This is a genomic window from Pseudomonas sp. 10C3, assembly GCF_036346185.1.
GTDB lineage: Bacteria > Pseudomonadota > Gammaproteobacteria > Pseudomonadales > Pseudomonadaceae > Aquipseudomonas.
In genome coordinates, this window is record NZ_JASJVE010000010.1 from 1 (window position 1) to 26310 (window position 26310).

Below are 26310 nucleotides of genomic sequence, written 5' to 3' on the forward strand. Positions count from 1 at the left end.
GCCGCTTACTCTGGATAACTCTTTGATTTACAAGGAGTTTTCCGTTTCATCTGCTCCGGAAGAGGTGCGAATTATAGGCTCGAAAAAACTTACGTCAAGGGTTAAATCAGGCCTATTCCAAATTAAGCGTAATTCGCCCAAAAGCCTTCTTCCCGGCCTGGCAAACATGGGTCGCGCCAACCTTGAACACGAATGCGCGATCCACAACCTCACCATCTATACGCACGCCACCGGATGCCAGAAGATCCCGAGCAACCGCGGAGTTCTTGACCAAGCCTGCTTTATTAAGGACCGCCGCGATTGGCATGTCGTCAGTGGCCGCAAGACTGATCTCTGGCAAGTCATCAGGCAGGTCGCCGTCTTTCATGCGGTTGCCCGCCGAACGATGCGCAGTTGCCGCCGCCTCTTCGCCATGGAATCGGGCAACGATCTCTTCAGCCAGCTTGATTTTGATATCTCGCGGATTCGCGCCCGCAGCGACATCAGCCTTGAAGCCATTGATCTCCTCCATAGAGAGGAAGCTCAGCAACTCGAAGTAGCGCCACATCAAGGCATCAGGGATTGAAACCAGCTTGCTGTACATAATGCCCGGCGCTTCCTGAATCCCTACATAGTTACCCAGGGATTTGGACATCTTCTTCACGCCATCCAGACCTTCTAATAAAGGCATGGTGAGAATGCACTGAGCTTCTTGCCCATAGGCGCGCTGCAGTTCGCGCCCCATCAGAAGGTTGAACTTCTGATCGGTACCGCCCAGTTCGACATCGGCACGCAACGCGACTGAATCGTAGCCCTGCACCAATGGGTACATGAATTCATGAATGGCGATCGGCTGATTGGTCGAGTAGCGCTTATGAAAGTCATCGCGCTCCAGCATCCGCGCCACTGTGTATTGTGACGACAGGCGAATAAAGTCAGCCGAACTCATTTGATCCATCCAGGTGGAGTTGAACGCCACCTCGGTCTTTGCCGGATCAAGAATCTTGAAAACCTGGGTTTTATAGGTCTCCGCGTTAGCCAGAACCTGTTCGCGCGTCAGCGGAGGCCGCGTCGCACTTTTACCACTAGGATCGCCAATCATGCCGGTGAAGTCGCCAATCAGGAAAATGACCTGATGACCAAGCTCCTGAAACTGACGCAGCTTATTAATAAGCACGGTATGACCCAAGTGCAGATCCGGGGCCGTAGGGTCAAACCCGGCCTTGATACGCAATGGCTGACCACGCTTAAGCTTTTCGACCAATTCGGACTCGACCAGGAGTTCATCCGCACCGCGCTTGATCAGCGCTAGCTGCTCTTCAACCGACTTCATAACAGCCCCGTAATGGCTCATCTAAATGGGACCCAACCATACAAGATCAGGGCCCGATTACAAGTTTTTGCCCAGCACTCTCCGCCGAATCAGAGACTGATGCGTTCGTAGGGTTGCTTCGAGCATGATTTGGTTATATTTTATACAGTTATTTCTTCATCATCATGTCATTCATCTTTTCCAATTCATCTTTTCAAAGTCAAATTACCTATGATCGACACACCGCCCAAGGCGCCTCCGCTTTATCCGAAGAGCCACCTGCTCGCTGCAAGCGGCATCGCCGCCCTGCTGAGCCTGGCGCTTCTGGTCTTCCCGTCCAGCGACGTTGAAGCCAAAAAAACCACCCTGAACCTTGATCTGGAAAGACCTGCAGATCAACTGACACAAGAACAAGACGCTTCAGAACCGATTCAGGCCACACCCGACGTCACTGCATCGCCATTTGCGCAGATCGAAAGTGGCGCTGACGACACTCAGGAAACGGCCGCTGCACAACCTGTGAAGGCAGAGCCTGCCCCCACAATTGTTGCCAAGAACCCGACTCACAAAGAAGTTGTCGTCTCCAGGGGCGACACCTTATCGACCCTGTTTGAGAAAGTAGGTCTTCCTGCTGCAGCCGTGCATGAAGTACTGGCCAGCGACAAACAAGCCAAGCAATTCAGCCAGCTTAAGCACGGGCAGATTCTACAGTTCGAGCTATCCCCTCAAGGTCAGCTCAAACAACTGCACAGCAAGGTCAGCGACCTGGAAAGCATCAGCTTGTCCAAGTCCGACAAAGGCTATGCATTCAGCCGGGAAATCACCAAGCCGAACATACGCACTGCGTATGTTCATGGGGTTATCAACAGCTCGCTTTCCCAATCGGCTCAACGCGCAGGCCTGTCCCACAGTATGACCATGGACATGGCCAGTGTTTTTGGCTACGACATCGACTTCGCTCAGGATATTCGCCAGGGCGACGAGTTCGATGTGATCTACGAACAGAAAGTCATCAACGGTAAAACCATCAGCACCGGCAACATCCTGTCAGCGCGCTTTACCAACCGAGGCAAAACGTACACTGCCGTTCGCTACACCAACAAGCAAGGCAACAGCAGCTACTACACTGCTGACGGCAACAGCATGCGCAAGGCCTTCATCCGCACCCCGGTAGACTTTGCCCGCATCAGCTCGATGTTCTCCATGGGCCGCAAACACCCGATTCTGAATAAGATCCGCGCCCACAAAGGCGTCGATTACGCAGCGCCTCGCGGCACACCGATCAAAGCAACCGGTGATGGCAAGGTTCTATTGGCGGGTCGTCGTGGCGGCTACGGCAACACCGTAGTCATTAAGCATGGCAACACCTACCAAACCCTGTACGGGCATATGCAGGGTTTTGCCAAAGGCATACAAACCGGCAGCAATGTGAGGCAAGGCCAGGTCATCGGCTATATCGGCACAACCGGACTCTCGACCGGACCGCACTTGCACTATGAGTTCCAGGTCAATGGTGTCCATGTCGACCCACTGGGCCAGAAATTGCCAATGGCCGATCCAATCGCCAAAGCTGAAAAACAGCGTTTCATGCAACAAAGCCAGCCGCTAATGGCCCGCATGGACCAAGAGAAATCCACCCTGCTCGCTTCGAACAAGCGCTAAGCCATGGCCTTCTATATAGGTGTGATGTCCGGGACCAGTCTTGACGGGCTGGATATCGCCCTGATTGAACAGGACGACCGACCAAAACTGCTGGCGACCCACTACATACCGATGCCGGATGATCTGCGCGCCGAGCTTCTGGGTTTATGCGCCAGTGGCAACGATGAGCTTGCCCGGGCCGCTATCACCGAGCAGAAGTGGGTGCGTCTTGCCGCACAGGGTGTTCTGGCGCTGTTGAGCCAAGAGCAATTGTCTGCGGGCGAGATACGCGCCATCGGCAGTCATGGACAAACTATTCGTCATGAGCCCGCGCGCGGCTTCACCCTCCAGATTGGCAACCCCGCACTGCTCGCAGAGCTGACAGAGATCACCGTCGTCAGCGATTTCCGTCGCAGAGACGTAGCCGCAGGCGGGCAAGGTGCACCGCTGGTGCCAGCGTTTCATGAAGCCCTTTTCGACAATCCGCTTGGCGCGCCACAAAATCATCGTGCAGTTCTTAATATAGGTGGCTTCAGCAACCTGAGCCTGCTGGAAGCCGACAAGCCCGTGTCCGGTTTCGACTGCGGACCAGGAAATGTCTTGCTTGATGCCTGGATACAAACACAACGCAGCCTCAGCTTTGACCGCGACGGCGCTTGGGCGGCGAGCGGCAAGATTGAGCCAGCGCTGCTGAAATCGCTACTCAGTGATCCGTTTTTCCTGACCCAAGGCCCTAAAAGTACAGGCCGCGACGTCTTCAATCCTGGCTGGCTTCAGCATCATCTGTTCCAACTGCCAATGTTCGCCCCTGAAGACATTCAGGCAACCTTGCTTGAGCTGACTGCGCTGACCATTACCCAGTCGCTGCAAACTGCACAAACGCAAACTGATGAGCTGTTGGTCTGTGGTGGCGGCGCGCACAACTTGGCGCTGATGGCGAGGCTGACCGCGTTGCTGCCTGATACCAAGGTCAGCAGTACAGCGGCTTATGGCGTAGACCCTGACTGGGTCGAAGCGATGGCTTTCGCCTGGTTGGCGCACTGCTGCCTTGAAGGCGTACCCGCCAACCGACCTAGCGTCACCGGTGCTCGCGGCCTGCGCGTGCTAGGCGCCATCTACCCGGCATGACGCACACAGCAAAACGCCGCACATAAGCGCGGCGTTCTCTGACCAGCAAGCCAAATCAGACCGAGAATGACGAGCCGCAGCCACATGTGGTGGACGCATTCGGGTTCTTGATCACAAAGCGCGATCCTTCCAGCCCTTCCTGATAATCCACTTCTGCACCTGCCAGGTACTGGAAGCTCATCGGGTCGACCACCAGGCTGACACCCTCACGCTCGACGATGGTGTCGTCATCCGCCACGTCTTCATCGAAAGTGAAGCCGTACTGAAAACCTGAACAGCCGCCACCTGTCACAAATACGCGCAGTTTCAGGCGATCATTGCCCTCTTCATCGACCAGAGTCTTCACCTTGTGCGCTGCACCGTGAGTTAATACCAATGCCGTAGGGGTGAAGGTTTCGACGCTCATGCTGAATATCTCCCGGCGCTATATGCCGTCATAATGCGTAATGACTGGCATTATCCGCTTGACCTAGTAAATTGGTCAACTAATCAAGGCAGCATACCGGCATGGGAAAGGCCCAAACGCTCGTCCAGACCGAACAGAATATTCATATTCTGTACCGCTTGGCCTGATGCGCCCTTGACCAGATTGTCGATGACCGACAACACCACCACAAGATCGCCGCCTTGCGGACGATGCACGGCAATTCGACAAACGTTAGCGCCACGTACACTACGTGTTTCCGGATGGCTGCCAGCTGGCATCACATCGACGAACGGCTCATCGGCATAGCGTTTTTCGAAGAGCGCCTGCAAATCCACGGACTTATCCAGCACCGTGGCGTAGAGCGTCGAGTGAATGCCCCGAATCATCGGCGTCAGGTGTGGAACGAAGGTCAAGCCGACATCTCCGCCTGAGGCACGCCGCAGACCCTGCCTGATTTCAGGCAGGTGACGATGGCCTTTGACCGCGTACGCCTTAAAGCTTTCGCTGGTTTCAGAGTACAGCGAGCCGACACTGGCACCGCGCCCTGCACCACTGACGCCTGATTTACAGTCGGCGATCAACCGAGAGGCGTCAGCCAGGCCAGCTTCGAGCAACGGCAGAAAGCCCAGCTGTGTCGCGGTAGGGTAGCAACCGGGCACGGCAATCAGGCGCGCTTGCTTGATCTGCTCGCGATTGACCTCGGGCAGCCCGTAGACCGCTTCCTTAAGCAATTCAGGTGCGCCGTGCGGCTGACCGTACCATTTAGCCCACTCGTCTGCGTCCTGCAGGCGGAAGTCTGCCGACAAGTCGATGACCTTGGTCCCGGCGTTCAACAGTTCGCCTGCCAACGCATGAGCAACACCATGCGGGGTGGCAAAGAACACCACATCGCAGGCACCCAGTGCTGCGATGTCTGGCACGCTGAAAGCCAGGCCATCGTAATGGCCTCGCAGGTTAGGGTACATATCGGCCACGGCCAGCCCTGCTTCGGAGCGAGAAGTGATGACCACCACCTCGGCTTGCGGATGCTGTGCCAACAGACGCAGCAGCTCGACCCCGGTGTAACCCGTGCCGCCGACGATACCGACCTTGACCATAAATCTGCCCCTTCAACGAACCTAGTGGAAAACCATTGATAATATGGGCGTATGGCCTGAGGAACAACCGCGAACGTGACGTATGGCCGGTCATACCACTACTATTTGGCCACCGTGAACTTGGGAATAACCAAAAATGCTTTTTCTATGGCTCAAAGCCCTCCACATCGTCTCGATGGTCTGCTGGTTTGCAGGTCTGTTTTATCTGCCGAGACTGTTCGTTTATCACTCAATGAGCGAGGACGTCGCGAGCCGGGAACGTTTCTGCATCATGGAGCGCAAGTTGTACCGAGGCATCATGGGGCCCGCAATGATTGCCACACTGGCGTTCGGGATCTGGCTGATCAGCCTCAACCCCAGCGGTTATTTCAGCCAGGCCTGGATGCACGCCAAGCTGACGTTGGTGGTTCTGCTAATTGGCTATCACCATGTCTGCGGCGCGCAAGTCAAACGCTTCGCGCGTGGCGAGAAGGGTCGCAGCCACGTCTACTATCGCTGGTTCAATGAAATTCCTGTATTGATCTTGCTGGCTATCGTCATTTTGGTTGTGGTCAAACCGTTCTAATCAATAGCTGAATGCGTGGAGTAATGCTCATGTCACTGCCCGCCTTGCTTGAACAGTCCTTGCGTCTGCCCCTCGTGGCCGCACCGATGTTTCTGATCTCCAATCCGCAATTGGTTCTGGCGTGCTGCCGCAATGGAGTGGTCGGGAGTTTTCCGGCACTTAACCAGCGCGAGAGCAGTGGTTTCAAAGCCTGGCTAGAGGAAATCGAAGTCGGGCTGGCAGCGCTTGTGAATCCGGCGCCCTACGCAGTCAACCTGATAGTGCACAACAGCAACCCACGTTTGCAGGCTGATCTGGCCATCTGCATCGAGCATAAAGTACCCATCGTGATCACCAGCCTCGGCGCCGTTAAGGAGCTGGTCGATGCGGTGCATGATTACGGTGGTTTGGTGTTTCATGACGTGACCACTCGCCGCCATGCGGAAAAAGCAGCAGAAGCCGGCGTAGACGGTCTGATCGCCGTCGCGGCTGGCGCCGGGGGGCATGCCGGAACCTGGAGTCCTTTTTCGCTAATTGCCGAGATCCGCCAGTTCTTCGATAAAACCTTGTTGCTGGCGGGCTGTTTAAACCACGGTCACGAGATTCTTGCCGCGCAGTTGCTTGGCGCGGACCTGGCCTACTTCGGTACACGCTTTATCGCAACCCGTGAGAGCCATGCCCCGGAGGCTTACAAAGAGATGCTGCTGACCTCCAAAGCCGCCGATATCGTCCATACCGCTGCGGTCTCCGGCGTGCCTGCCAGCTTCATGCGCAAAAGTCTGGAGAATGCAGGTTTTGACCTCGCGGCTCTGCAAGGCAAGGGTGAAGTCGACTTCGGCTCGAAGCTCAAACCCATCAGCGATGAAGCAAAAGCCTGGAAAACCGTATGGTCCGCTGGGCAAGGCGTTGGTGATATTGACGATATGCCCAGCGTCGACGAACTGATTGCGCGCCTGGATGCTGAATACCGTAAGGCGCAAACACGCTCAGCAGACCTGGCCAGACGCTGGCCGCACTGATTGCCCGCCAGCGGCCGCCTTTTCGGCCATTTTCAGGCTCAGCTGCGTTAGCCATAACTCTGTTTTACCCAGACAAGGAAGCCAAGCATGGCCGAAACCCACTTCAAAATTGTCTTCGAAGGGAAGCTGCGCACTGGCGTCGACATCGAGACCGCCAAACTGAATATGGCTGGCCTGTTCAAACGTGAACTATCAGCTGTCGAAAGACTGTTCAACGGCCAGCCCGTTGCGCTCAAGCGCGGGTTGTCGCAAGAGCAAGCCCTGCACTACCTGAGCGTATTGAATGATGCTGGCGTCGAAGCCCGGATCGAAGCGGATCCCGCTATCAGTTTGAGTCTGGAAGAGATCGACGAGCCCAAACCGTATAGAGCGCCTGAAGCACCATCGCACGGAGCATCGCCTTATGCTCCACCACGGGCTCAGGTGGGGGCCGCATGGCCAGCGTTTGGCGAACTTAAAGTGTTCACCGTTCAAGGCCGGATAGGTCGTTTACGCTATCTGGCCTGGACGCTGGTGCTCATGGTCGCCATCCTTGCCGTTACCGGCCTGTGCGCAGCGGTCCTGACCCGCTCACTGGTGGGCGGTGGATTGCTCATTGCCATCGCAGGGATCGGCTTTTTTATCGTCAGTGTGCAGATCGGCGTGCAGCGGCTGCACGATCTCGGCTGGTCCGGCTGGCTGTTGCTGATCAATCTCGTGCCGTTCGTAGGCAGCCTGTTTCCGATCCTGATGATGGTCATCCCGGGCAATACCGGCGCCAACCAGTACGGAGCCCCGCAACCTCCAAACACCAAGGCGGTAAAAGTCCTGGCCTCTTTGTGGCTCGCGATTATCGCCATCCTGATGATCGGCGCTTTCGTCGGAGGCATCTCCACGTTCGAAAGTGAGGTGCAAACCACCGCCAGCGAGTATGAAAATATCCTGCCTTACGACGATGATAACGACAGCGATACCGCGCAACCCGCCGACAGCCAGCGTCTGTAGACTATAAAGATGAATAACGCGCCCGCTTGAGCCCGACGCACACTGCCGTGGCTCGCGGTCGCTGCCTGGAGAATGTGCATGACCCGTTACGCTCTGATCACTGGTGCCTCCAGCGGCATCGGCCTGGCCATGGCCGAAGCCTTGGCGCGCCGTGGTCGCAGCCTGATTCTGGTGGCCCGTCAACGGGACCTGCTGGAAAGCATTGCCATTGAGTTGAACCAGCGTTTTGGTGTCGAGGTCCTGTTTCGGGGCTGCGACCTGGGGGAGCCGCTACGTCTTTCCGGCTTCTTGCTGGAACTTGAAGAAGGCGAACGACAGATTGATTTGCTGGTGAACTGCGCAGGCATCGGTACCTGCGGACCGTTTCTGGCCCAGGATTGGGGCCAGGAACAAGACTTGATCGAACTGAACATACTGGCGCTCACCCGCCTGTGTCATGCCCTCGGCAATACCATGGCGGTCCAGGGTGGCGGGCAGATACTCAATGTTGCCTCGGTAGCGGCCTTCAAGCCTGGTCCATGGATGAGCAGCTATCACGCCAGCAAGGCCTATGTGCTGCACTTTTCCGAAGGGCTGCGTGAGGAACTGAAAAAAACCGGTGTAAAAATTTCAGTCCTTTGCCCTGGCCCGACCCGCACCGAGTTTTTCCGTAATGCACATTTGGAAGTCGGCAAGCTGGAACACAGTAAAAGGATGATGAGCCCAGAGGAAGTCGCGCTTCATACAGTGCGAGCACTGGCGAAAAATCGCGCAGTGATCATTCCCGGCTGGCGCAATAAGCTGTTGGCGTTTACCCCGCGTCTAGGTCCGCGCTGGCTGACCCGGAAAATATCCGGCGCGATCAACAAGACGTACTGCCCGCGCTAAAGAACTGGGCGTGGCCCCCGCCCCTCAGTACACTCAAGCACTTATCAAAACGGAGAAATGGTTGTGGAGACTCTGTTCACCAAGATCATCAACAGAGAGATACCGGCAAAAATCATCTACGAAGATGATCAGGTGCTGGCCTTTCACGATATTGCCCCGCAAGCGCCGGTGCATTTTCTGGTCATTCCGAAAAAAGCGATCCGCACGCTTAACGACGTGACCGAAGATGACAAAGGGCTGCTCGGTCATGTCCTGTTCACTGCGCAACGTCTGGCCAAAGAACTGGGCTGCGACGACGGCTTCCGGGTGGTCATGAACTGCAATGAGCTAGGCGGACAGACCGTCTATCACATTCACATGCACGTACTGGGTCAGCGTCAGATGCATTGGCCGCCAGGCTGATTCAACGTTTCAACGACTTACGCCCGCTGAGATTGCCGGTGCAAACCCGGCGGGCTGATCCATCTCAAGCCGCGCCCGACTGATTCGGGTAAACTGGCCGCCGTGGATTTATCCGGAGGTGCCCATGGCTACCGAACGTCACTACTCCCCTGTTGACCGTCTTTTATTGCAAGCCGATGCTGCGATGCGCACGCTGCTGCCTTTCAGCGTGCAACCGTATCGACCATCACCCGCCATTGTTCAGTCCGAAACCAAGATGAGCGACGTCGATACCCGGCACGTTGCGGGCCTGATGCGCATCAACCATACCGGCGAGGTCTGCGCGCAAGCGCTGTATCAGGGCCAGGCGCTGACCGCCAAGTTACCGAAAGTGCGGGCAGCTATGGAACACGCTGCCGAAGAAGAGATTGACCATCTGGTCTGGTGCGAACAGCGCATCCGCCAATTGGGTAGCCACACCAGTGTGCTCAACCCACTGTTCTACGGTATTTCCTTCGGGATCGGTGCCGCTGCTGGCATGATCAGTGATCGGGTCAGCCTCGGTTTTGTGGCCGCGACCGAAGATCAAGTTTGCAAGCACCTGAACGATCATTTGCAGCAGCTGCCCGCCGAAGACGAAAAGTCCCGGGCCATTCTCGAGCAAATGCGCATCGATGAAGAACGCCACGCCGAAAGCGCGCTGGATGCTGGCGGATTTCGTTTTCCGGCACCGATCAAATTCGGCATGAGTCTGCTGGCCAAGGTCATGACCCAAAGCACGTATCGGATATAACCGCCGCGCCATGACGGCAGACACAAGAAAGGCGCCTCGATGGGCGCCTTTCTTCTTTGTACTGACGAATCCGGTAAATCTTAAACGTTGACGTTGCGTCCGTAGAAGATTTCCAGCATTTCGTGCTTCACGCGCTCGGTGACCTGATCACGCTGTTCGGTCGACAAGTCGCTGGTCGCATCACCGAACAGGTAGTCATCCAATTCGAAGTTCTTGAGCAGCATCTTGGTGTGGAACAGGTTCTCCTGGTAAACGTTCACGTCGGTCATCTGGTAACCGGCGCGCGTGTCTACAGAGAGGTAATTCTGGATCGAGTTTATCTCGTGATCGATGAAGTGTTTTTTACCTTCAACGTCACGGGTGAAACCACGCACGCGATAGTCGACGGTGACGATGTCGGAATCGAACTGGTGGATCAGGTAGTTGAGCGCCTTAAGCGGTGAAATCACCCCACAGGTCGACACATCGATGTCCACACGGAATGTCGCGATGCCATCGACCGGGTGAATTTCTGGGTAGGTGTGCACCGTGATGTGGCTCTTGTCGAGATGCGCCAGGATGGTCTCTGGCAGCGGCCCCGGGGACTCTTCGATCTGGCTGTCGGTAGGTGTCACCGGCTGCTCGGAGATCAGAATGGTCACACTAGCACCTTGCGGGTCATAATCCTGACGAGCGATGTTCAGGATATTGGCGCCAATGATATCGACAACCTCGGTGAGGATCTGCGTCAGGCGTTCGGCGTCGTACTCGTGATTGATGTACTCGACGTAAGCTTGCTGGTCCTGCGGAGTTTCCGCATAGCAGATGTCATAGATGTTGAAGCTCAAGGTCTTTGTCAGGTTATTGAACCCGTGGAGCTTGAGTTTGCTTTTCACCGTTAATAACTCTCTATATATGTGCGGCCCGGGCCGCGTGATCAAGCATGCCCGTCAGATGAGGCCGGCTCATCTGCGTAGGACGGTTAACACCTCTTCGCGGTGGCGATTTTGGTTGTCCGTTCGGGGGCGACTATAGCCTTGGTACAGCGGGTCGCACCCTGAAAAAGTGGCGCATTATGCCGACGTCGGCGCCTGTCGGCTAGCGGGTATCGCCAAGTGTGCGCCGCTTTTGTGAAAGTTGAGTGTCGTTTCAGCCCAGTTCGATGATTTCATAGTCATGGGTAATTTCCACACCGGCATTACCGAGCATGATAGAGGCCGAACAATACTTCTCGGCAGACAGCTCGATGGCGCGTTTGACCTGAGCCTCTTTCAAGCCTCGGCCCTTGACCAAGAAGTGCAGATGGATCTTGGTGAATACCTTCGGATCTTCGCTCGCGCGTTCGGCTTCCAGAAACGCCTCGCAGCTTTCTACCGGCTGACGGGACTTCTTCAGGATACTGACCACGTCGAAGTTACTGCAACCGCCCAAGCCGAGCAGGAGCATTTCCATAGGACGCACGCCCAGATTGCGACCGCCGCTTTCCGGCGGGCCGTCCATTACCACCACATGACCGCTACCGGATTCACCGAGGAACATGGCTTCGCCAGCCCATTGGATGCGTGCCTTCATCGCCAAGACTCCACTGCTAAAAAAGGGTCGCCAGCTTAGCACAGGGCCACACTGTCACTGGATGCCCGGTTAAATGCCAAATCAAATTAAGTCCGTAGGAAATTTCCCAAAAAACAGCAAACTCTCCTGATAAGCTGCGACAAATCACCCGCACGGCCGATACCTATAAGGATGCCGTGTGGCGCAGTACTTTTTCGGGATACATGCATGGTTGCTATAACCCTTACACCCAAAATAAAAAACCTCGACAACCTTCTCGGGCATTGCCAGAAGCGCCGTTACTTAGCCAAACACACCATCATTTGCGCAGGTGATCGCTCTGAGTCGCTGTTCTTCATCATCAAAGGTTCTGTCACCATCCTGATCGAGAACGACGAGGGTCGGGAGATGATTGTCGCGTACCTGAATGCCGGCGATTTTTTTGGTGAGCTGGGCCTGTTTGACCGGATCGGGCACGAGGTAGAGCGTAGCGCCTGGGTTCGCACCAAAACCGAGTGCGAAGTGGCTGAGATCAGTTACAGCAAATTCCGTGAAGTCACACAGCAAGAACCGGATATCCTCTACGCCATCGGTAGCCAGATGGCTGACCGGTTGCGCAATACCACGCGAAAAGTCGGCGACCTGGCGTTTCTCGACGTCACCGGAAGGGTCGCACGCAGCCTGCTGGATCTGTGTAAGCAACCCGATGCCATGACCCACCCCGACGGGATGCAGATCAAGATTACCCGCCAGGAAATCGGGCGCATTGTCGGATGTTCAAGGGAAATGGTCGGCCGCGTACTTAAGGCACTGCAAGAGCAGAACCTGGTGCATGTCAAAGGCAAAACCATGGTGGTGTTTGGTACGCGCTAAGCAAGCCGGGCAGCTCAAAATCCTGCAAGGATCTTTTGATAGCGCTCGGCTAGCCGGTCCAGCACATCAGCAGCCGGGAAGGCTTCATGCAGGGCAATGTGGCTGTGGGCGCGGACTCGTTGATCCTGCTCGCAGATCTGGTTGAAGCGGTTGACCGCAGCGACCATTTGCTCGCGCTCGTTATCCAGCAGCAGCGCGCCGTGGGCCAATACGACGGGGCGTTGCCCGCCCTGACTCTGCCGCCAACGCTGAGCCGTACCGACCATTTTCCGGCCGTCCAGGTTGACGTTGAAACGCCCGTCACAGAAGGCTCCGTCCACTTCCCCGAGTGAGGCAGCTCCGCCCAACTCGATCAGCACATCACAGATCGGCTGACACAGACGGTTATAGGCATTTTCGATCCGGTCGCGGTCATTGTCACCGCGCGGCTGGGCGTAAACCAATGCGATGTTGACCACCGCCGGTGATTGCGGGACCGGTTCGCCGCCGCTTTCACGCAGCAGTATTGGCCACCCGCTGACCGCCAATGCTTCGGTAGCCTGTTCAAAACCTGCGAGACGGCTCATCCGTCGCGGCATCACCAAGGCCCGATCAAGCGGTCGCCATAACAGCAAACCGTACTCGAACTCGCCGGCACACACAGCGGCGAGCAAATCCTGCTCGGCCTGCAGGCCTGCCTCGACGGATATATCGATGACTTTGTCTAACATGCTGGTTTCTCTGTAGGCGCTGCGTCAGGGCTATCCGCTTAATTACTGATCAATGGCCCACGCTCAGGGAAGAACAAACGTTGCAGTTCAGCCCCTGGGTGTTGCTTGCGCATGAACGCTTCACCCACCAGAAATGAGTAGACCCCGCTGACTTCCATCAGCTCGACATCCGCGCGATTAAAAATGCCGCTTTCGGTGATGACCAAGCGATCACTCGGAATCTGCGGCAGCAGGTCCAGCGTCGTTTCCAGGTTGACGTCAAAGGTGTGCAGGTTACGGTTGTTGATGCCCACCAACGGCGTATCCAGTGTTTTGAGGGCGCGTTCCAACTCAGCGGCATCATGCACTTCGACCAGCACATCGAGGCCCACGCTTTTGGCGACGGCAGCCAGCTCGGCCATCTTCGAATCGTCCAGCGCGGAAACGATCAGCAACACGCAGTCGGCGCCTAATGCGCGGGCTTCGACGATCTGATACGGATCGATCATGAAGTCTTTACGAATCACCGGCAGACTGCAGGCGGCACGCGCCTGTTGCAGGTAAGCATCGGCACCTTGAAAGAAATCAATGTCGGTCAGAACAGACAGACAGGTTGCCCCACCTGCTTGATAACTTTTGGCGATGTCAGCAGGGACAAAGTTTTCCCGGATCACGCCTTTGCTCGGCGATGCTTTTTTGATTTCGGCGATGACCGCAGGGTGCTTGCTCTTGGCCTGCTTGATCAATGCCTTGGCAAAACCGCGTGGCGCGTCGGCCAGTGCCGCTTGGCGCTCGAGCTCGGCAAGACTCACCATGGCACTGCGGGCAGCGACCTCCTCAACCTTGCGGGCGAGAATTTTTTCCAGAACCGTCGGCACACTCATCCTTCATTCTCCTGCTTGAATACCGCGGTAAAGGCACCCAACTCTTCCAGTTTTTCCCGGGCAAGGCCGGTGTGCAGCGCATCGTGGGCCAGTGCAACGCCCTCTTTCAGCGTAGACGCATGATCAGCAGCATAGAGTGCTGCGCCCGCATTGAGCACGATCATTTCGGCCGCTTTCTGCCCGTTTTCGGTCTTGCGTCGCCCCAAGGCATCGCGGATCAACTCCAGCGATGCAGCAGGGCTTTCCACGGCCAGGCCGATCAGGCTCTGGCTTTTTATCCCCACATCTTCCGGCTGTACCCAGTATTCAGTCACTTCGCCATTTTTCAGCTCGGCCACGAAGGTCGGTGCCGCGAGGCTGAACTCGTCCAGACCATCCTGGGAGTGCACCACCAATACGTGCTTGCTTCCGAGACGAAGCAAGACTTCGGCCAACGGCCGGCACAGCGCCTGACTGAACACCCCTACCACCTGATGGCGGACGCCGGCCGGATTCGTAAGCGGGCCAAGCATATTAAACAGGGTGCGCAATCCAAGGTCGCGACGCGGACCAGCGGCGTATTTCATTGCGCCGTGGTGGGACTGGGCAAACATGAAGCCGATGCCCACGCTTTCGATACAGCGGGCAACCTGCACAGGCGTCAGGTTCAAATAGATACCCGCCGCCTCAAGCAGATCGGCGCTGCCACTTTTGCCGGACACAGCCCGATTACCGTGCTTGGCAACCGTGCAACCAGCCGCCGCGACCACAAAGGACGATGCTGTGGAGACGTTAAAAATATTTGCGCCATCGCCGCCCGTGCCAACCACGTCGACCACGCCGTCGAGGGACTTGAGTTCGACTTTGCTGGCCAACTCACGCATGACCGAAACAGCACCGACGATTTCATCAATGCTTTCGCTTTTCATGCGCATGGCCATCATGAAGGCGCCTATCTGCGCTTCTGTGCACTGACCTGTCATGATTTCGCGCATGACGTCGCGCATTTCCTCGGTGCTCAAATCAAGCTGGTTGACGATGCGAGCCAGCGCGCCTTTGATATCCATAGCCATAACCTTGAAAGCCCCTTAACCCTGACGGCTGCCGCCAGTTTGCTTGAGGAAGTTGGCGAACAGCTCATGTCCCTGCTCGGTAAGAATCGACTCAGGGTGAAATTGCACCCCCTCGATATTTAGCGTTTTGTGCCGCAGGCCCATGATTTCATCGACCGAACCGTCTTCAAGCTCAGTCCAGGCGGTCAACTCCAGGCAATCGGGCAGGGTTTCGAGCTTGACGACCAGAGAATGATAACGGGTGACCGTCAACGGATGATTCAAGCCTTCGAATACGCCAAGGTCTTCATGAATCACCGGACTGGTCTTGCCATGCATCACTTGCCGCGCCCGCACTACATCGCCCCCAAATGCCTGACCAATAGACTGATGGCCCAGGCACACGCCCAGAATCGGCAACTTACCGGCGAAGTGCTTGATCACCTCCAGCGATACGCCTGCTTCAGTCGGGGTGCATGGGCCAGGGGAAATCACGATGCGCTCGGGGTTCAGGGCTTCGATCTCGGCAATGCTCAGCTCGTCGTTGCGGATCACTTTGACCTCGGCACCCAACTCACCCAAATATTGCACGACGTTATAAGTAAAGGAGTCGTAGTTATCAATCATCAGCAACATGTATTTAACCTCTTGAAATTACTGACTTTTAAAGCCGCCCTTGGATATTGCTCGCTTGTCGGACGCACACTGTCTGGTCACTGGGATTCATCCAGCTCAGGCACTCTGACAAGTCAATCGAAGGGCATATCGGTACAGGTCCGGCTGGCCGGAAGGGAGAACAGTCAGGCGCGCCAACGCCAACGGCCGAGAGCCTTGATAACGCGCACAAAAAGTTTGCTGAGGATTAACACTGGGGGAGGTCTCATGTATACGTTTGGGCACAGTAGCCTACCCACGCACACGGTGCAATATCGAGCCCTCCCCACGCTGCCATCTCATGCGCTGAACGTGTTACTGGCTGCCTTCGACATCTTCCAGACTGAACGTTTCAGTGTTGTCATTGTAGGAGAAAATTTCTGCGTATCGCCCCCAACTGATCACACTCTCCAGTGTTTCCTCCACAAAGGACCCACTGAGCGAATCTTCCAGTTCCTGCTCGAAGCGTACACGTGGCGCCCAGTGCCCGTGCCGTTCCTGCAATACCTGGCGGATACGTGCGGCCAATGGCACATGTTTGACCAGATGCTCGGCAAAAATGGTTTTTCGCTCCTGGGTGCCGTACTCGGCGAATAACTTGCCAGCCTCTGTGAGCGTGATTTCAGCGCCCTTGAGCTCAGCAAACCCCAGATGCTCCAGCATCTCTGCCACCGGGAACAAATCGTCGACTTCCAGCAATAGCCGTTCTGAAACATTCGGCAAACCGGCATGCCCATGATAGGGCTCGGCCGCCAACGCTTCGATCAGGCCCGCCATCAGGTTGGTGGAGACATCCGGCAGCGGACTGCCCATTTGCAGTTCGGCCTTGCCGGTGCTGGCATCAGCACTGCGCCGGTTGGTCATCAACGCATAAATATCATCAACCATCTTGCGAAAGGTTGGATCCAGCCGATTGCGCGGGTGAACGAACGGCACTTTGATTTCCGCCACGACCCGCCCAGGATTTGACGACAAGACCAGAACACGGTCGCACATCAATACCGCTTCTTCGATGTTGTGAGTCACGATCAAGATGGATTTTATCGGCAGTTGTTTCCCGCTCCACAGATCCAGCAAATCGCTTCGCAGTGTTTCTGCCGTCAATACATCCAGGGCAGAGAAAGGCTCGTCCATCAATAACAAGGTTGGGTTGACCACCAGGCCTCGGGCAAAGCCCACGCGTTGACGCATCCCGCCAGACAATTCGCGCGGATAGGCGTTCTCGAACCCATCAAGACCGATCAGGTCGATTGCATCCAGCGCACGCTTACGTGCTGCTTTGGGCTCTACCTGCAGCGCTTGAAGACCTGCCTCTACGTTTTCAAGTACGGTCAGCCATGGAAACAGCGCAAAGGTTTGAAAAACCATGGCCACACCTTCGGCGGGGCCCGTCAACAAGGAGCCGTTGTATCGAACCTCGCCAGACGAGGGTTGTATCAGGCCGGCGATGATGCGCAGCAGCGTCGACTTGCCCGACCCGGAGCGGCCCAGCATGCCCACAATTTCGCCTTCGCGTAGCGTCAGATCGACACCACTGAGAACCTGTAACTCATCCTTGCCCTTGCCAAAAGCCCGGCTCACATCATTGAGCGAGTAAATTTCGGGGGCGGCGCTAGCCTGCTCGGTATAGGTATTCATAACATCGACTCCTGTTAATTCAGGCGGAGTTTGTTTTCGGCAATGGCGTACATCGGCCGCCATACCAAGCGATTGAAAGCCACGACAAAGAGCGACATCACCACCACGCCGAGCGTGATTTTCGGAAAGTCACCGGCCGCAGTGGTCTGGGCAATGTAGGCGCCCAATCCGTGCGCCACTACCTTGTCTTGTCCCCATGAAACGAATTCGGAAACGATACTGGCATTCCATGCCCCGCCCGAAGCAGTGATCGCCCCGGTTACGTAATACGGGAAAATGCCTGGCAGCATTACCTTGCGCCACCATAACCAGCCGCGGATGCGAAAATTGGCTGCAGCTTCCTTGAAGTCATTCGGGAAGGCACTGGCACCGGCAATTACGTTGAACAGGATGTACCACTGTGTACCCAGCACAATCAGCGGACTCAACCAGATATCGGGGTTTAACTGATAGCGCAAAATGACGATGACAAACACTGGAAACAATAAGTTTGCAGGGAAGGCAGCCAGGAACTGGGCTAACGGCTGGATTTTTTCCGCGAGGCGCGGACGTAAACCAATCATCACGCCAAGTGGCACCCAGATGACTGATGCGACGGCAATGAGCAGAGTGACCCGCAACAGGGTAATCAGACCCAACCCGAGCACATGCCCGACCTCTGCAAGTGTCACCTCGCTGCTAACGTAACCCGCGATCCGGTACAGGATGTACAGCGTGAGCACCGCAATCACTCCCCCCCACACCCAGTCGATAGCCCGTGAAATGGCGGGATCAGGGGGTGTCGCCACGGTTTTCGATCGAGGCAAGCTCAGGCGCATGTGGCCAATGCGGGTCATGGCCCGGGCAAAAGGCCGCAACAGGCGTTGAATAACCCGGGTCCGCTGAATCAGGTTCAGCACCCAGGATTCAGGCGCGCCAGCTTGGGAGGCGGTGTCTTCCATACGGAATTTGTCGGCCCATGCCACCAACGGCCGAAACAGGAACTGGTCATAGAGAAGGATGACCGCAATCATCGCCAGGATGACGTAGCCCACCGCATGCAGGTCGCGTTGTTCGATGGCAACCGCCAGATAGGAGCCTACACCTGGCAGCGTGATGGTCTTGTCGCCCACGGTGATGGCTTCCGAGGCAACCACAAAAAACCAGCCCCCGGACATGCTCATCATCATGTTCCAGACTAGCCCTGGTATGGCAAACGGAACGTCCAGCTTCCAGAATTTTTGCCAACCGGAAAGCTGTAGATTGCTGGACACCTCCACCAAGTCACTAGGCAGCATACGCAGTGACTGATAGAAGCTGAACGTCATGTTCCAGGCCTGGCTGGTGAAGATGGCAAAAATGGCAGCGCATTCAGCGCCCAGTACGCGGCCTGGAAACAGCAACAGGAAAAACGTTACCGTAAACGAGATGTAGCCCAGAACGGGCACCGATTGCAGGATATCCAGCACCGGCACCAACAGCTTCTCTGCCCGCCGACTTTTGGCAGCCAACGTACCGTAAACCAGCGTAAATATCAGGGACGCAACCATCGCTGCAAGCATGCGCAATGTGGTGCGTACCGCATATTCGGGCAGGTTACCCGGATCAAGCGAAATAGCCTCGCTCTGCAAGGTTGAAATCGGTGCCCAGGTCTGTTGTGCGCCAATCGAAAAAAACAGCAAAAAACCGATAACCAACGGCATGGCTACCAGATCCCAACGGTTGGGAAGCAGCCGCTTTGCGGTTACCGGGATGTAATGACGGAATACCTTATTCATGTTCACTGATTCCAGCAGCTATCTGAGCATGGTCCCTGACCACAAGGTCAGTGTCTTCCAGAGCGCAGCATCCGAAACTGCGCAACAGGCAGTCACAGCACACTCTAATGAGGGGAAACGAAACAACTGAGAGAGGCCACGCAAGCGAACGCTACACGGTAGATGCAGGGAAGGTGGCCAAGTCATTCAGTGATTCAGACCGCTGAATAATCCCGCGCACCCATTACATTCCGTTTGGCGTCCCACTGCGTGACCCACCGAGAATGGGCAGGATCCATGGCTGGAGTCTCCTTGCGCGGGTTTAAGATTGGCATTCGGGAGGAATAGCGAAATGGCACCCTAGGGGTGACGCCATCAAGACAAGACTTTTCCGCGGCGGATTATACGCATCAAAATGTTACAATTGCGCACAGCCAACGTAACTTTTGGTGCGTTAACAGCCCTGCTCTACGCAGAGTTTTTTGTTAAGGCATAACCCTACAGTGATTATCTGGTTTCCCGCCGCCGCGCCATCCATACAAAGCTGACGAGGCATGGCAGTCTACCTGGGCGAACAGTGCGTTATCACGCGTGCAAAGCACCATTGGCCAGCTTACGAAGCGAGATTGCTCACGAGCACGAAGACGGTGTGTTTGACACACCGCCCTCACCTCAGGAAAGCGGTTCTTGCTCAGCCAGCGCCACCGCACGGAACATGGCGCGGCGCTTGTTCAGGGTCTCTTCCCATTCCAGCGCGGGCACAGAGTCAGCGACGATACCGCCACCGGCCTGCACGTGCAGCTCACCGTTCTTGATCACTGCGGTACGGATCGCAATCGCGGTGTCCATGTTGCCGTTCCAGGCCAGGTACCCCACTGCGCCACCATAGACACCACGCTTGACCGGTTCCAGCTCGTCAATAATTTCCATGGCGCGGATTTTCGGCGCGCCAGACAAAGTGCCCGCCGGCAGAATCGCACGCAGGGCATCCATCGCCGTCAGGCCGCTTTTCAACTGGCCAGTGACGTTGGAAACAATGTGCATCACGTTAGAGTAACGCTCGATGACCATTTTTTCCGTGAGTTTGACCGAGCCGATTTCAGACACGCGACCGGTGTCGTTGCGCCCCAGATCGATCAACATCAAGTGCTCGGCGACCTCTTTGTGATCGGAAAGCAGGTCTTTTTCCAGCGCCAGATCTTCTTCTTCGTTTGCGCCGCGCGGACGGGTACCGGCAATCGGGCGCACGGTGATCAGGTTGTCTTCGACCCGCACCAATACTTCCGGCGAACTGCCCACGACATGGAAGTCGCCAAAGTTGAAGAAATACATATAAGGCGTCGGGTTGAAACAACGCAGCGCACGGTACAAGTCGATGGGGGCGGCCTTGAAGTCGATCGACATGCGTTGCGACGGAACGACCTGCATCACGTCACCGGCAAGGATGTACTCCTTGATGGTGTCCACTGCGCGCTCGTAATCGTCTTGAGTGAAACTGGAGCGGAATATCGGATCAGGCGCCTGCGGCCGGGTCAGATCAAGACCGCGACGTGGGGTAATCGGCTGACGAAGTTTTCCCATCAGCTCGTCCAGACGCGCCAGGCCACTTTCGTAGGCGCCGGCTTCAGCCGGGTCGACCAGCACGATCGCGTGCATCTTGCCGGCGAGGTTGTCGAACACCACCACCGCATCCGACACCATCAGCAGGATATCCGGCACGCCCAGCGGGTCCGGGTTCGGACATTTACCCAGGCGCTTCTCGACATAACGCACGCAGTCGTAACCGAAGTAACCCACCAGCCCGCCGTTGAAACGCGGTAACCCGGCAATGGTCGGCACGTTGTAGCGCGCCTTGAATTCTTCGACGAACGCCAACGGGTCTTCCGACTCCAGGCGCTCGATCTCGACGCCGTCCCGGGTCACGCTGATCTGCTGTTCGTGAACACGCATCACGGTGCGGCATGGCAGGCCAATGATCGAGTAGCGGCCCCATTTCTCGCCGCCCTGCACCGACTCCAGCAAATAAGAGTTCGGCTGGTCGGCCAGTTTCAGGTAGATCGACAGCGGTGTGTCGAAGTCGGCAAGGGTTTCGTAGGCAAGCGGGATACGGTTGTAACCGGCAGCAGCCAAACGCAGAAATTCTTCGCGGGTCATGATCAGCCTCGTGGCTTGAGGGTAAAACGGTCAGGTATGCAAACGCGCCGGTGGACCGGCCAGAGTCAAGTCAGGCGCGCCAACGCCAGCGGGCCAGGGCCTTGATGACTTTCATCCAGAGCTTGCGGGTGACCACCACGATGGAATCTCTTTGAGGGGGGGATTTGACGTCGGCCAACGTTAGCGCAGCGGCAGAATCTAAGCAACCGGGAAGCAGCATACGCAGGTCATCAATAACCAGCGACGGCGATTCCTCGGCAATCGGCCGGCCATGGTTGTAGCCATAGCTGAGCGCCACACTGGCAACGCCTGCCGCTTTTGCTGCCAGCACATCGTTGCGCGAGTCACCGACAAATAGCGACTGGGATGCCGGAACACCGGCCATTTTCATCACAAAAAACAGCGCAGCCGGATCAGGCTTCTGTTGCGGCAACGTATCGCCGCCGATGATCCAGCGGAAAAACCGTCCCAGCTTCAGCTCATCCAGCAGCGGCGCGACGAAGCGCTCCGGTTTGTTGGTGATAAGGGCCATTTCAACGCCCTGTTTCTGCATCCACTTCAAGGTTTCGCGCACCCCGGGGTACACCTGCGTCAGCGCGTGACTGCCCGCGTATACCTCCATGAAAATCGCCAGGGCCTCTTCGGTCAACGCCTCATCAACGGCGCTGTGATCGATGTCGCTGGCCAAGGCGCGACGCACCAATACGCGCACCCCGTTGCCGACCCAGAGCCGTACAGCCTCGACACCCGCGGGCGGGCGCCCCAGTTTGAGCAGCATTTTATCCACGGCCGCTCCAAGGTCCGGCACCGAATCGATCAATGTGCCATCCAGATCGAACATCACCAGCTTGGGCAAGCGGCCCGGGAACAGCTGCTCAAACCCGCTCATGGGCGAGCCAACGCCAGTTCGGCACGCATTTTCTGGATGACCTCTTGGTAGTCCGGCGCGTTGAAGATAGCGGAGCCCGCGACAAAGGTGTCGGCACCGGCGGCAGCGATCTCACGAATGTTGTTCACATTGACCCCGCCGTCGATCTCCAGACGAATGTCATAGCCGGAGGCTTCTATCAGCGCCCGCGCTTCACGCAGTTTGTTCAGGGTGCCGGGAATGAACTTCTGCCCGCCAAAACCGGGGTTCACGCTCATCAGCAAGATCATGTCGACCTTGTCCATCACATACTCAAGCACGTTCAGCGGCGTGGCCGGGTTGAACACCAGACCGGCCTTGCAGCCGCCTTCACGGATCAACTGCAGTGAGCGGTCGACGTGCTGCGTGGCTTCAGGGTGGAAGGTGATGTACGTGGCGCCAGCGTCGATGAAGTCGCCGATCATGCGGTCAACCGGGCTGACCATCAAATGAACATCGATGGGCGCGGTGATCCCGTACTTGCGCAATGCCGTGCAGACCATCGGGCCGATGGTCAGGTTAGGTACGTAGTGATTGTCCATGACATCGAAGTGAACAATGTCCGCGCCAGCGGCAAGAACATTGTCGACTTCCTGGCCCAGGCGGGCGAAGTCGGCGGAAAGAATTGAAGGAGCAATAACGAAGGGCTGCATGACGCACCTTTGAGCAGAATCTCGGTGGCGCGCATTGTACCTTAGTCGGGCCGGGTGCAACTCTCCACAGATCCGAGCCAGACCCCGATCCCGCAGAACCGGGGTCAGCCTCGGATATTTCCTGCCAGATCGATCAAGCCACTTGAGTTCGCAACTTCTCGCTACGTCCGCGCAACCATTCCAGTACCAGCAACAGCACCACCGAGAACGCGATCAGCATAGTGGCCGCAGCGGCGATGGTCGGGCTGAGGTTTTCGCGAATACCGCTGAACATCTGCCGGGGCAGCGTGGCCTGTTGCGGGCCAGCGAGGAACAAGGTCACGACCACTTCATCGAACGAGGTGGCGAACGCAAACAACGCACCCGATACCACACCTGGCGCGATCAGCGGCAAGGTCACCCGGCGGAACGCAGTCAGTGGGGATGCCCCGAGGCTGGCGGCAGCACGAACCAGATTGTGGTTGAAGCCCTGCAAGGTCGCCGACACCGTGATGATCACGAAGGGCACACCCAACACCGCATGCACCAGAATCAGCGATATGTAACTGTTGCCCAACCCCAGCGGGGCGAAGAACAGGTAGCTGGCGACACCGACAATGACCACCGGAACGACCATTGGCGAAATCACCAGGGCCATGACCAACGCCTTGCCCGGGAAGTTGCCACGCGTCAGGCCAATCGCTGCCAGCGTACCGAAGCCCATTGCCAATACCGTGGCCGCAGGCGCAACGATCATGCTGTTCTTCAGCGAGCGCATCCATTCAGCTGAGGAGAAGAAGTCCTGGTACCAGTGCATGGAAAACCCTTGCAGCGGGTAGACCAGAAAGCTCCCTGAGTTGAACGACAGCGGAATGATCACCAGCACCGGCAGGACCAGAAACAAAAGCACCAGCCCGCAGAGAATACGCAGGGCGTAGTACCAGACCCGCTCAATAGGAGACGTGTAAGGGCTCAGCATGTTGATTCTCCTCAGCTCAGGCGCATGCGGCTGGCGCCGACTAGCCAGTTATAAATCAGGTAAAGCACGATGGTTGCCATCAACAGCAAACCGCCCAAAGCCGTGGCCATGCCCCAGTTGATACTGGTGTTGGTGTAGAAGGCGACGAAGTAGCTGACCATCTGATCGTTCGGGCTGCCGAGCAACGCCGGCGTGATGTAGTAGCCAATCGACAAAATGAACACCAACAGACAACCTGCACCGACACCCGCATAGGTCTGGGGGAAATACACGCGCCAGAAGCTGGCGAATGGATGGCAGCCCAGGGAAATGGCCGCCCGCATGTACGTCGGGGAAATCCCCTTCATCACGCTGTAAATCGGCAGGATCATGAACGGCAGCATGATGTGCACCATCGAGATGTAAACGCCGACCCGGTTGAACACCAGCTCCAGCGGTTTATCAATGATGCCCATCGCCATCAAGGCACTGTTGATCAAGCCACTCGATTGGAGCAATACAATCCACGCGGCAACCCGCACCAGAATCGAGGTCCAGAATGGCAGCAGCACCATAATCATCAGCAGGTTGCTTTGCCGGGAAGGCAGATTCGCCAGCAGGTACGCCAACGGGTAAGCCAGTACCAGGCAGATCGCGGTGATGACCAGACCCATCCAGAACGTGCGGGCGAAAATATCCACGTAAATTGCTTGATCAGGGGTCGCGGGCGCCACTTCACCGAGGTCATCGATGCGATGGTCGACTGCGGCCAGCAAGTAATAAGGAGTAACGCTACTGGTGTTACGGCGGATCGCTTGCCAATAGGCAGGATCGCCCCAGCGCTCATCGACAGCTTCGAGCGCTTCTTTATAAGAAGTCGGTTCAGTCTTGAACGGCAATGCGCGGGCGGTTTTCGTCAGCAGGCTGCGATAACCGGCCAGTTCCATATTCAGGCGCTTGGACAAATCGCCAAGGGTCTGATTCTTGCGGGTTTCAGCCAGGTCCACGCTCAGTGCCTGGTAAGCAGCCTCGGACGGAAGACTCTTGCCGTCCCATTGGGCCACCGCTGCAACCGTACGCGGTAAGGCGCCGACCACTTCAGGGTTACCGACGCTCTTGTAGAGCAGCGCAATAATCGGCACCAGAAATACCAGCAGCAAAAACAGCACCAGAGGAGCGATCAATGCCTGAGCCTTCCAGCGATTGACCCGTTCAGCACGAGCCAGACGCTGTTTCAGGGTGGGGCTGGCGCCTTCTGTAAGGGGCACTGTGATGGCCATAGCGAACTCCGAAAATCTTTGAACGATGGATGCGCCCCTCCTCCCTATCTACAGCAGAAGAGGGAGCGCACCTGGATCTAACTCAACGTAAAACGGTTACTTGGCCGCCCACGCGTTGAAGCGCTGCTCCAGTTGCTCGCCGTTGTCAGCCCAGAAGCTCACGTCGATCTGCACCTGGTCCTTGATGTTTTCCGGGGTGGTCGGCATATCTTTCAGGATGCCTTTGTCCAACAGCGGTACGGCTTGGGTGTTAGCTGGGCCGTAAGCGATGTTTTCCGAGTAGGTCTTCTGCTGTTCTGGCTTGACCGAGAAGGCGATGAATTTCTTCGCTGCTTCGGCGTTTTTCGAGCCTTTTGGGATGGCCCATGCGTCGAAGTCGTAGATGCCGCCGTTCCAGACTACTTTCAGGTTGCTTTCTTTTTGCACAGCGGCAATACGGCCGTTGTAGGCGGAGCTCATCACGACGTCACCGGAGGCCAGGAACTGTGGCGGTTGTGCGCCCGCTTCCCACCACTGAATGCTCGGCTTGAGTTCGTCGAGCTTTTTGAATGCACGGTCTTGACCGCCTTTACCCGCCAGCACTTTGTAAACATCTTTAGGGGCTACGCCGTCAGCCATCAAGGCGAATTCCAAGGTGTACTTGGCGCCTTTACGCAGACCACGCTTGCCCGGGAATTTTTTCACGTCCCAGAAATCAGCCCAGCTGGTTGGGGCGGTTTTCAGTTTGTCGGCGTTGTAGGCCAGCACGGTGGACCACACGAAGAAGCCAACGCCGCAGGTCTGGATAGCGCCTTTGACATAGTCTTCCGACTTGCCAAGCATCGCAGGATCGATCTCTTCGAACATCCCTTCATCGCAACCACGGGACAGCTCGGGCGATTCGACTTCTACCAGGTCCCAAGAGACGCTCTTGGTGTCGACCATGGTTTTGACTTTGGCCATTTCGCCGTTGTACTCACCCGCAACCACCTTACCGTTGCCAGCTTTTTCCCACGGTGCGTAGAACGCTTTTTCCTGAGCTGCCTTGTTGACGCCGCCGAAGGATATAACGGTCAGATCTGCCGCCGCCATGGCGTTTGCCGCGCACATCATGCCGAGCGTAATAGCGGTGAACTTCAAAGATTTAAGCATTTATTGTTCTCTCCACAGTGCAGTGTTGGGTATGCGTGGGG

The 26310-nt window shown here is 56.6% G+C and carries 26 protein-coding genes; 9 read left to right on the forward strand and 17 right to left on the reverse strand.

Annotated elements, in window-relative coordinates:
* Positions 1 to 112: 112 nt before the first annotated feature.
* Positions 113 to 1312: a tyrosine--tRNA ligase gene (tyrS, locus tag QN399_RS11240; RefSeq protein ID WP_330200943.1), complete on the reverse strand. Its 1200-nt coding sequence runs from the start codon at positions 1310 to 1312 to the stop codon at positions 113 to 115.
* Between the two features lie 210 nt (positions 1313 to 1522).
* Here tyrS and QN399_RS11245 point away from each other — a divergent pair, with 210 nt between their 5' ends.
* Positions 1523 to 2953 carry a peptidoglycan DD-metalloendopeptidase family protein gene (locus tag QN399_RS11245; RefSeq protein ID WP_330200944.1) on the forward strand — a complete coding sequence of 477 codons (1431 nt, stop codon included), beginning with the start codon at positions 1523 to 1525 and terminating at the stop codon, positions 2951 to 2953.
* Positions 2954 to 2956: 3 nt separating this feature from the next.
* On the forward strand, positions 2957 to 4060 hold the full coding sequence (locus tag QN399_RS11250; RefSeq protein WP_322182410.1) for an anhydro-N-acetylmuramic acid kinase: 1104 nt from the start codon (positions 2957 to 2959) through the stop codon (positions 4058 to 4060).
* A gap of 55 nt (positions 4061 to 4115) precedes the next feature.
* On the opposite strand, the gene erpA is transcribed toward QN399_RS11250, so the two are convergent.
* Both erpA and argC read right to left on the reverse strand, forming a co-directional pair.
* Positions 4116 to 4466: an iron-sulfur cluster insertion protein ErpA gene (gene erpA, locus QN399_RS11255; protein ID WP_330200945.1), complete on the reverse strand. Its 351-nt coding sequence runs from the start codon at positions 4464 to 4466 to the stop codon at positions 4116 to 4118.
* 83 nt (positions 4467 to 4549) lie between these two features.
* Positions 4550 to 5584, reverse strand: coding sequence for an N-acetyl-gamma-glutamyl-phosphate reductase (argC, locus tag QN399_RS11260; RefSeq protein ID WP_322218257.1), 1035 nt, complete (start codon positions 5582 to 5584; stop codon positions 4550 to 4552).
* Positions 5585 to 5720: 136 nt separating this feature from the next.
* On the opposite strand from argC, the gene hemJ reads away from it, so the two are divergent.
* From hemJ to coq7, 6 genes are all read left to right on the forward strand, one after another.
* Positions 5721 to 6149: a protoporphyrinogen oxidase HemJ gene (gene hemJ, locus QN399_RS11265; RefSeq protein WP_322182414.1), complete on the forward strand. Its 429-nt coding sequence runs from the start codon at positions 5721 to 5723 to the stop codon at positions 6147 to 6149.
* Between the two features lie 29 nt (positions 6150 to 6178).
* Positions 6179 to 7147, forward strand: coding sequence for a nitronate monooxygenase family protein (locus tag QN399_RS11270; RefSeq protein ID WP_322182416.1), 969 nt, complete (start codon positions 6179 to 6181; stop codon positions 7145 to 7147).
* Between the two features lie 87 nt (positions 7148 to 7234).
* Positions 7235 to 8131 (forward strand): DUF805 domain-containing protein, encoded by an 897-nt coding sequence (locus tag QN399_RS11275; protein ID WP_322218259.1) that lies wholly within the window; start codon positions 7235 to 7237, stop codon positions 8129 to 8131.
* A 78-nt stretch (positions 8132 to 8209) separates the two neighbouring features.
* Positions 8210 to 8998 carry an SDR family oxidoreductase gene (locus QN399_RS11280; RefSeq protein ID WP_322182420.1) on the forward strand — a complete coding sequence of 263 codons (789 nt, stop codon included), beginning with the start codon at positions 8210 to 8212 and terminating at the stop codon, positions 8996 to 8998.
* A gap of 63 nt (positions 8999 to 9061) precedes the next feature.
* On the forward strand, positions 9062 to 9400 hold the full coding sequence (locus QN399_RS11285; protein ID WP_219064341.1) for a histidine triad nucleotide-binding protein: 339 nt from the start codon (positions 9062 to 9064) through the stop codon (positions 9398 to 9400).
* A gap of 124 nt (positions 9401 to 9524) precedes the next feature.
* Complete coding sequence (gene coq7 / locus QN399_RS11290; RefSeq protein ID WP_322182423.1) at positions 9525 to 10172, forward strand: 2-polyprenyl-3-methyl-6-methoxy-1,4-benzoquinone monooxygenase; 648 nt, start codon at positions 9525 to 9527, stop codon at positions 10170 to 10172.
* A gap of 80 nt (positions 10173 to 10252) precedes the next feature.
* Here the strand turns inward: coq7 and speD are convergent, their stop codons facing one another.
* Both speD and QN399_RS11300 read right to left on the reverse strand, forming a co-directional pair.
* Positions 10253 to 11047 carry an adenosylmethionine decarboxylase gene (gene speD / locus QN399_RS11295; RefSeq protein WP_322182425.1) on the reverse strand — a complete coding sequence of 265 codons (795 nt, stop codon included), beginning with the start codon at positions 11045 to 11047 and terminating at the stop codon, positions 10253 to 10255.
* A gap of 253 nt (positions 11048 to 11300) precedes the next feature.
* Complete coding sequence (locus QN399_RS11300) at positions 11301 to 11723, reverse strand: OsmC family protein (protein WP_322182427.1); 423 nt, start codon at positions 11721 to 11723, stop codon at positions 11301 to 11303.
* A 207-nt stretch (positions 11724 to 11930) separates the two neighbouring features.
* Here QN399_RS11300 and crp point away from each other — a divergent pair, with 207 nt between their 5' ends.
* A complete protein-coding gene (crp, locus tag QN399_RS11305) occupies positions 11931 to 12575 on the forward strand; it encodes a cAMP-activated global transcriptional regulator CRP (protein ID WP_322182429.1) in 645 nt (214 codons plus the stop codon).
* A 14-nt stretch (positions 12576 to 12589) separates the two neighbouring features.
* Here the strand turns inward: crp and QN399_RS11310 are convergent, their stop codons facing one another.
* From QN399_RS11310 to QN399_RS11365, 12 genes are all read right to left on the reverse strand, one after another.
* Positions 12590 to 13285: a lipoate--protein ligase family protein gene (locus QN399_RS11310; protein WP_322182431.1), complete on the reverse strand. Its 696-nt coding sequence runs from the start codon at positions 13283 to 13285 to the stop codon at positions 12590 to 12592.
* 38 nt (positions 13286 to 13323) lie between these two features.
* A complete protein-coding gene (gene trpC / locus QN399_RS11315; protein WP_322182433.1) occupies positions 13324 to 14148 on the reverse strand; it encodes an indole-3-glycerol phosphate synthase TrpC in 825 nt (274 codons plus the stop codon).
* Positions 14145 to 15194 (reverse strand): anthranilate phosphoribosyltransferase, encoded by a 1050-nt coding sequence (gene trpD, locus QN399_RS11320; protein WP_322182435.1) that lies wholly within the window; start codon positions 15192 to 15194, stop codon positions 14145 to 14147. Before trpD ends, trpC begins: the two co-directional genes overlap by 4 nt.
* A 21-nt stretch (positions 15195 to 15215) precedes the next feature.
* Positions 15216 to 15815 carry an aminodeoxychorismate/anthranilate synthase component II gene (locus QN399_RS11325; protein ID WP_322182437.1) on the reverse strand — a complete coding sequence of 200 codons (600 nt, stop codon included), beginning with the start codon at positions 15813 to 15815 and terminating at the stop codon, positions 15216 to 15218.
* Positions 15816 to 16148: 333 nt separating this feature from the next.
* Positions 16149 to 17471: a nitrate/sulfonate/bicarbonate ABC transporter ATP-binding protein gene (locus QN399_RS11330; RefSeq protein ID WP_322182439.1), complete on the reverse strand. Its 1323-nt coding sequence runs from the start codon at positions 17469 to 17471 to the stop codon at positions 16149 to 16151.
* 14 nt (positions 17472 to 17485) lie between these two features.
* The gene (locus QN399_RS11335; RefSeq protein ID WP_330200946.1) at positions 17486 to 19228 is read right to left on the reverse strand and encodes an ABC transporter permease subunit; all 1743 of its coding nucleotides are present in this window, start codon (positions 19226 to 19228) and stop codon (positions 17486 to 17488) included.
* 651 nt (positions 19229 to 19879) lie between these two features.
* Positions 19880 to 21361 carry an anthranilate synthase component I gene (gene trpE, locus QN399_RS11340; protein ID WP_322182444.1) on the reverse strand — a complete coding sequence of 494 codons (1482 nt, stop codon included), beginning with the start codon at positions 21359 to 21361 and terminating at the stop codon, positions 19880 to 19882.
* Positions 21362 to 21431: 70 nt separating this feature from the next.
* Entirely contained in the window at positions 21432 to 22250 is an 819-nt protein-coding gene (locus QN399_RS11345; protein ID WP_322182446.1) for a phosphoglycolate phosphatase, read from the reverse strand.
* The gene (rpe, locus tag QN399_RS11350; RefSeq protein ID WP_322182448.1) at positions 22247 to 22921 is read right to left on the reverse strand and encodes a ribulose-phosphate 3-epimerase; all 675 of its coding nucleotides are present in this window, start codon (positions 22919 to 22921) and stop codon (positions 22247 to 22249) included. The genes QN399_RS11345 and rpe overlap by 4 nt, the downstream gene beginning before the upstream one ends.
* Positions 22922 to 23054: 133 nt before the next feature.
* Complete coding sequence (locus tag QN399_RS11355; RefSeq protein ID WP_322182450.1) at positions 23055 to 23879, reverse strand: ABC transporter permease; 825 nt, start codon at positions 23877 to 23879, stop codon at positions 23055 to 23057.
* Between the two features lie 11 nt (positions 23880 to 23890).
* Complete coding sequence (locus QN399_RS11360; RefSeq protein ID WP_322182452.1) at positions 23891 to 25138, reverse strand: ABC transporter permease; 1248 nt, start codon at positions 25136 to 25138, stop codon at positions 23891 to 23893.
* 96 nt (positions 25139 to 25234) lie between these two features.
* On the reverse strand, positions 25235 to 26269 hold the full coding sequence (locus QN399_RS11365) for an ABC transporter substrate-binding protein (RefSeq protein ID WP_322182454.1): 1035 nt from the start codon (positions 26267 to 26269) through the stop codon (positions 25235 to 25237).
* Positions 26270 to 26310 lie beyond the last annotated feature (41 nt).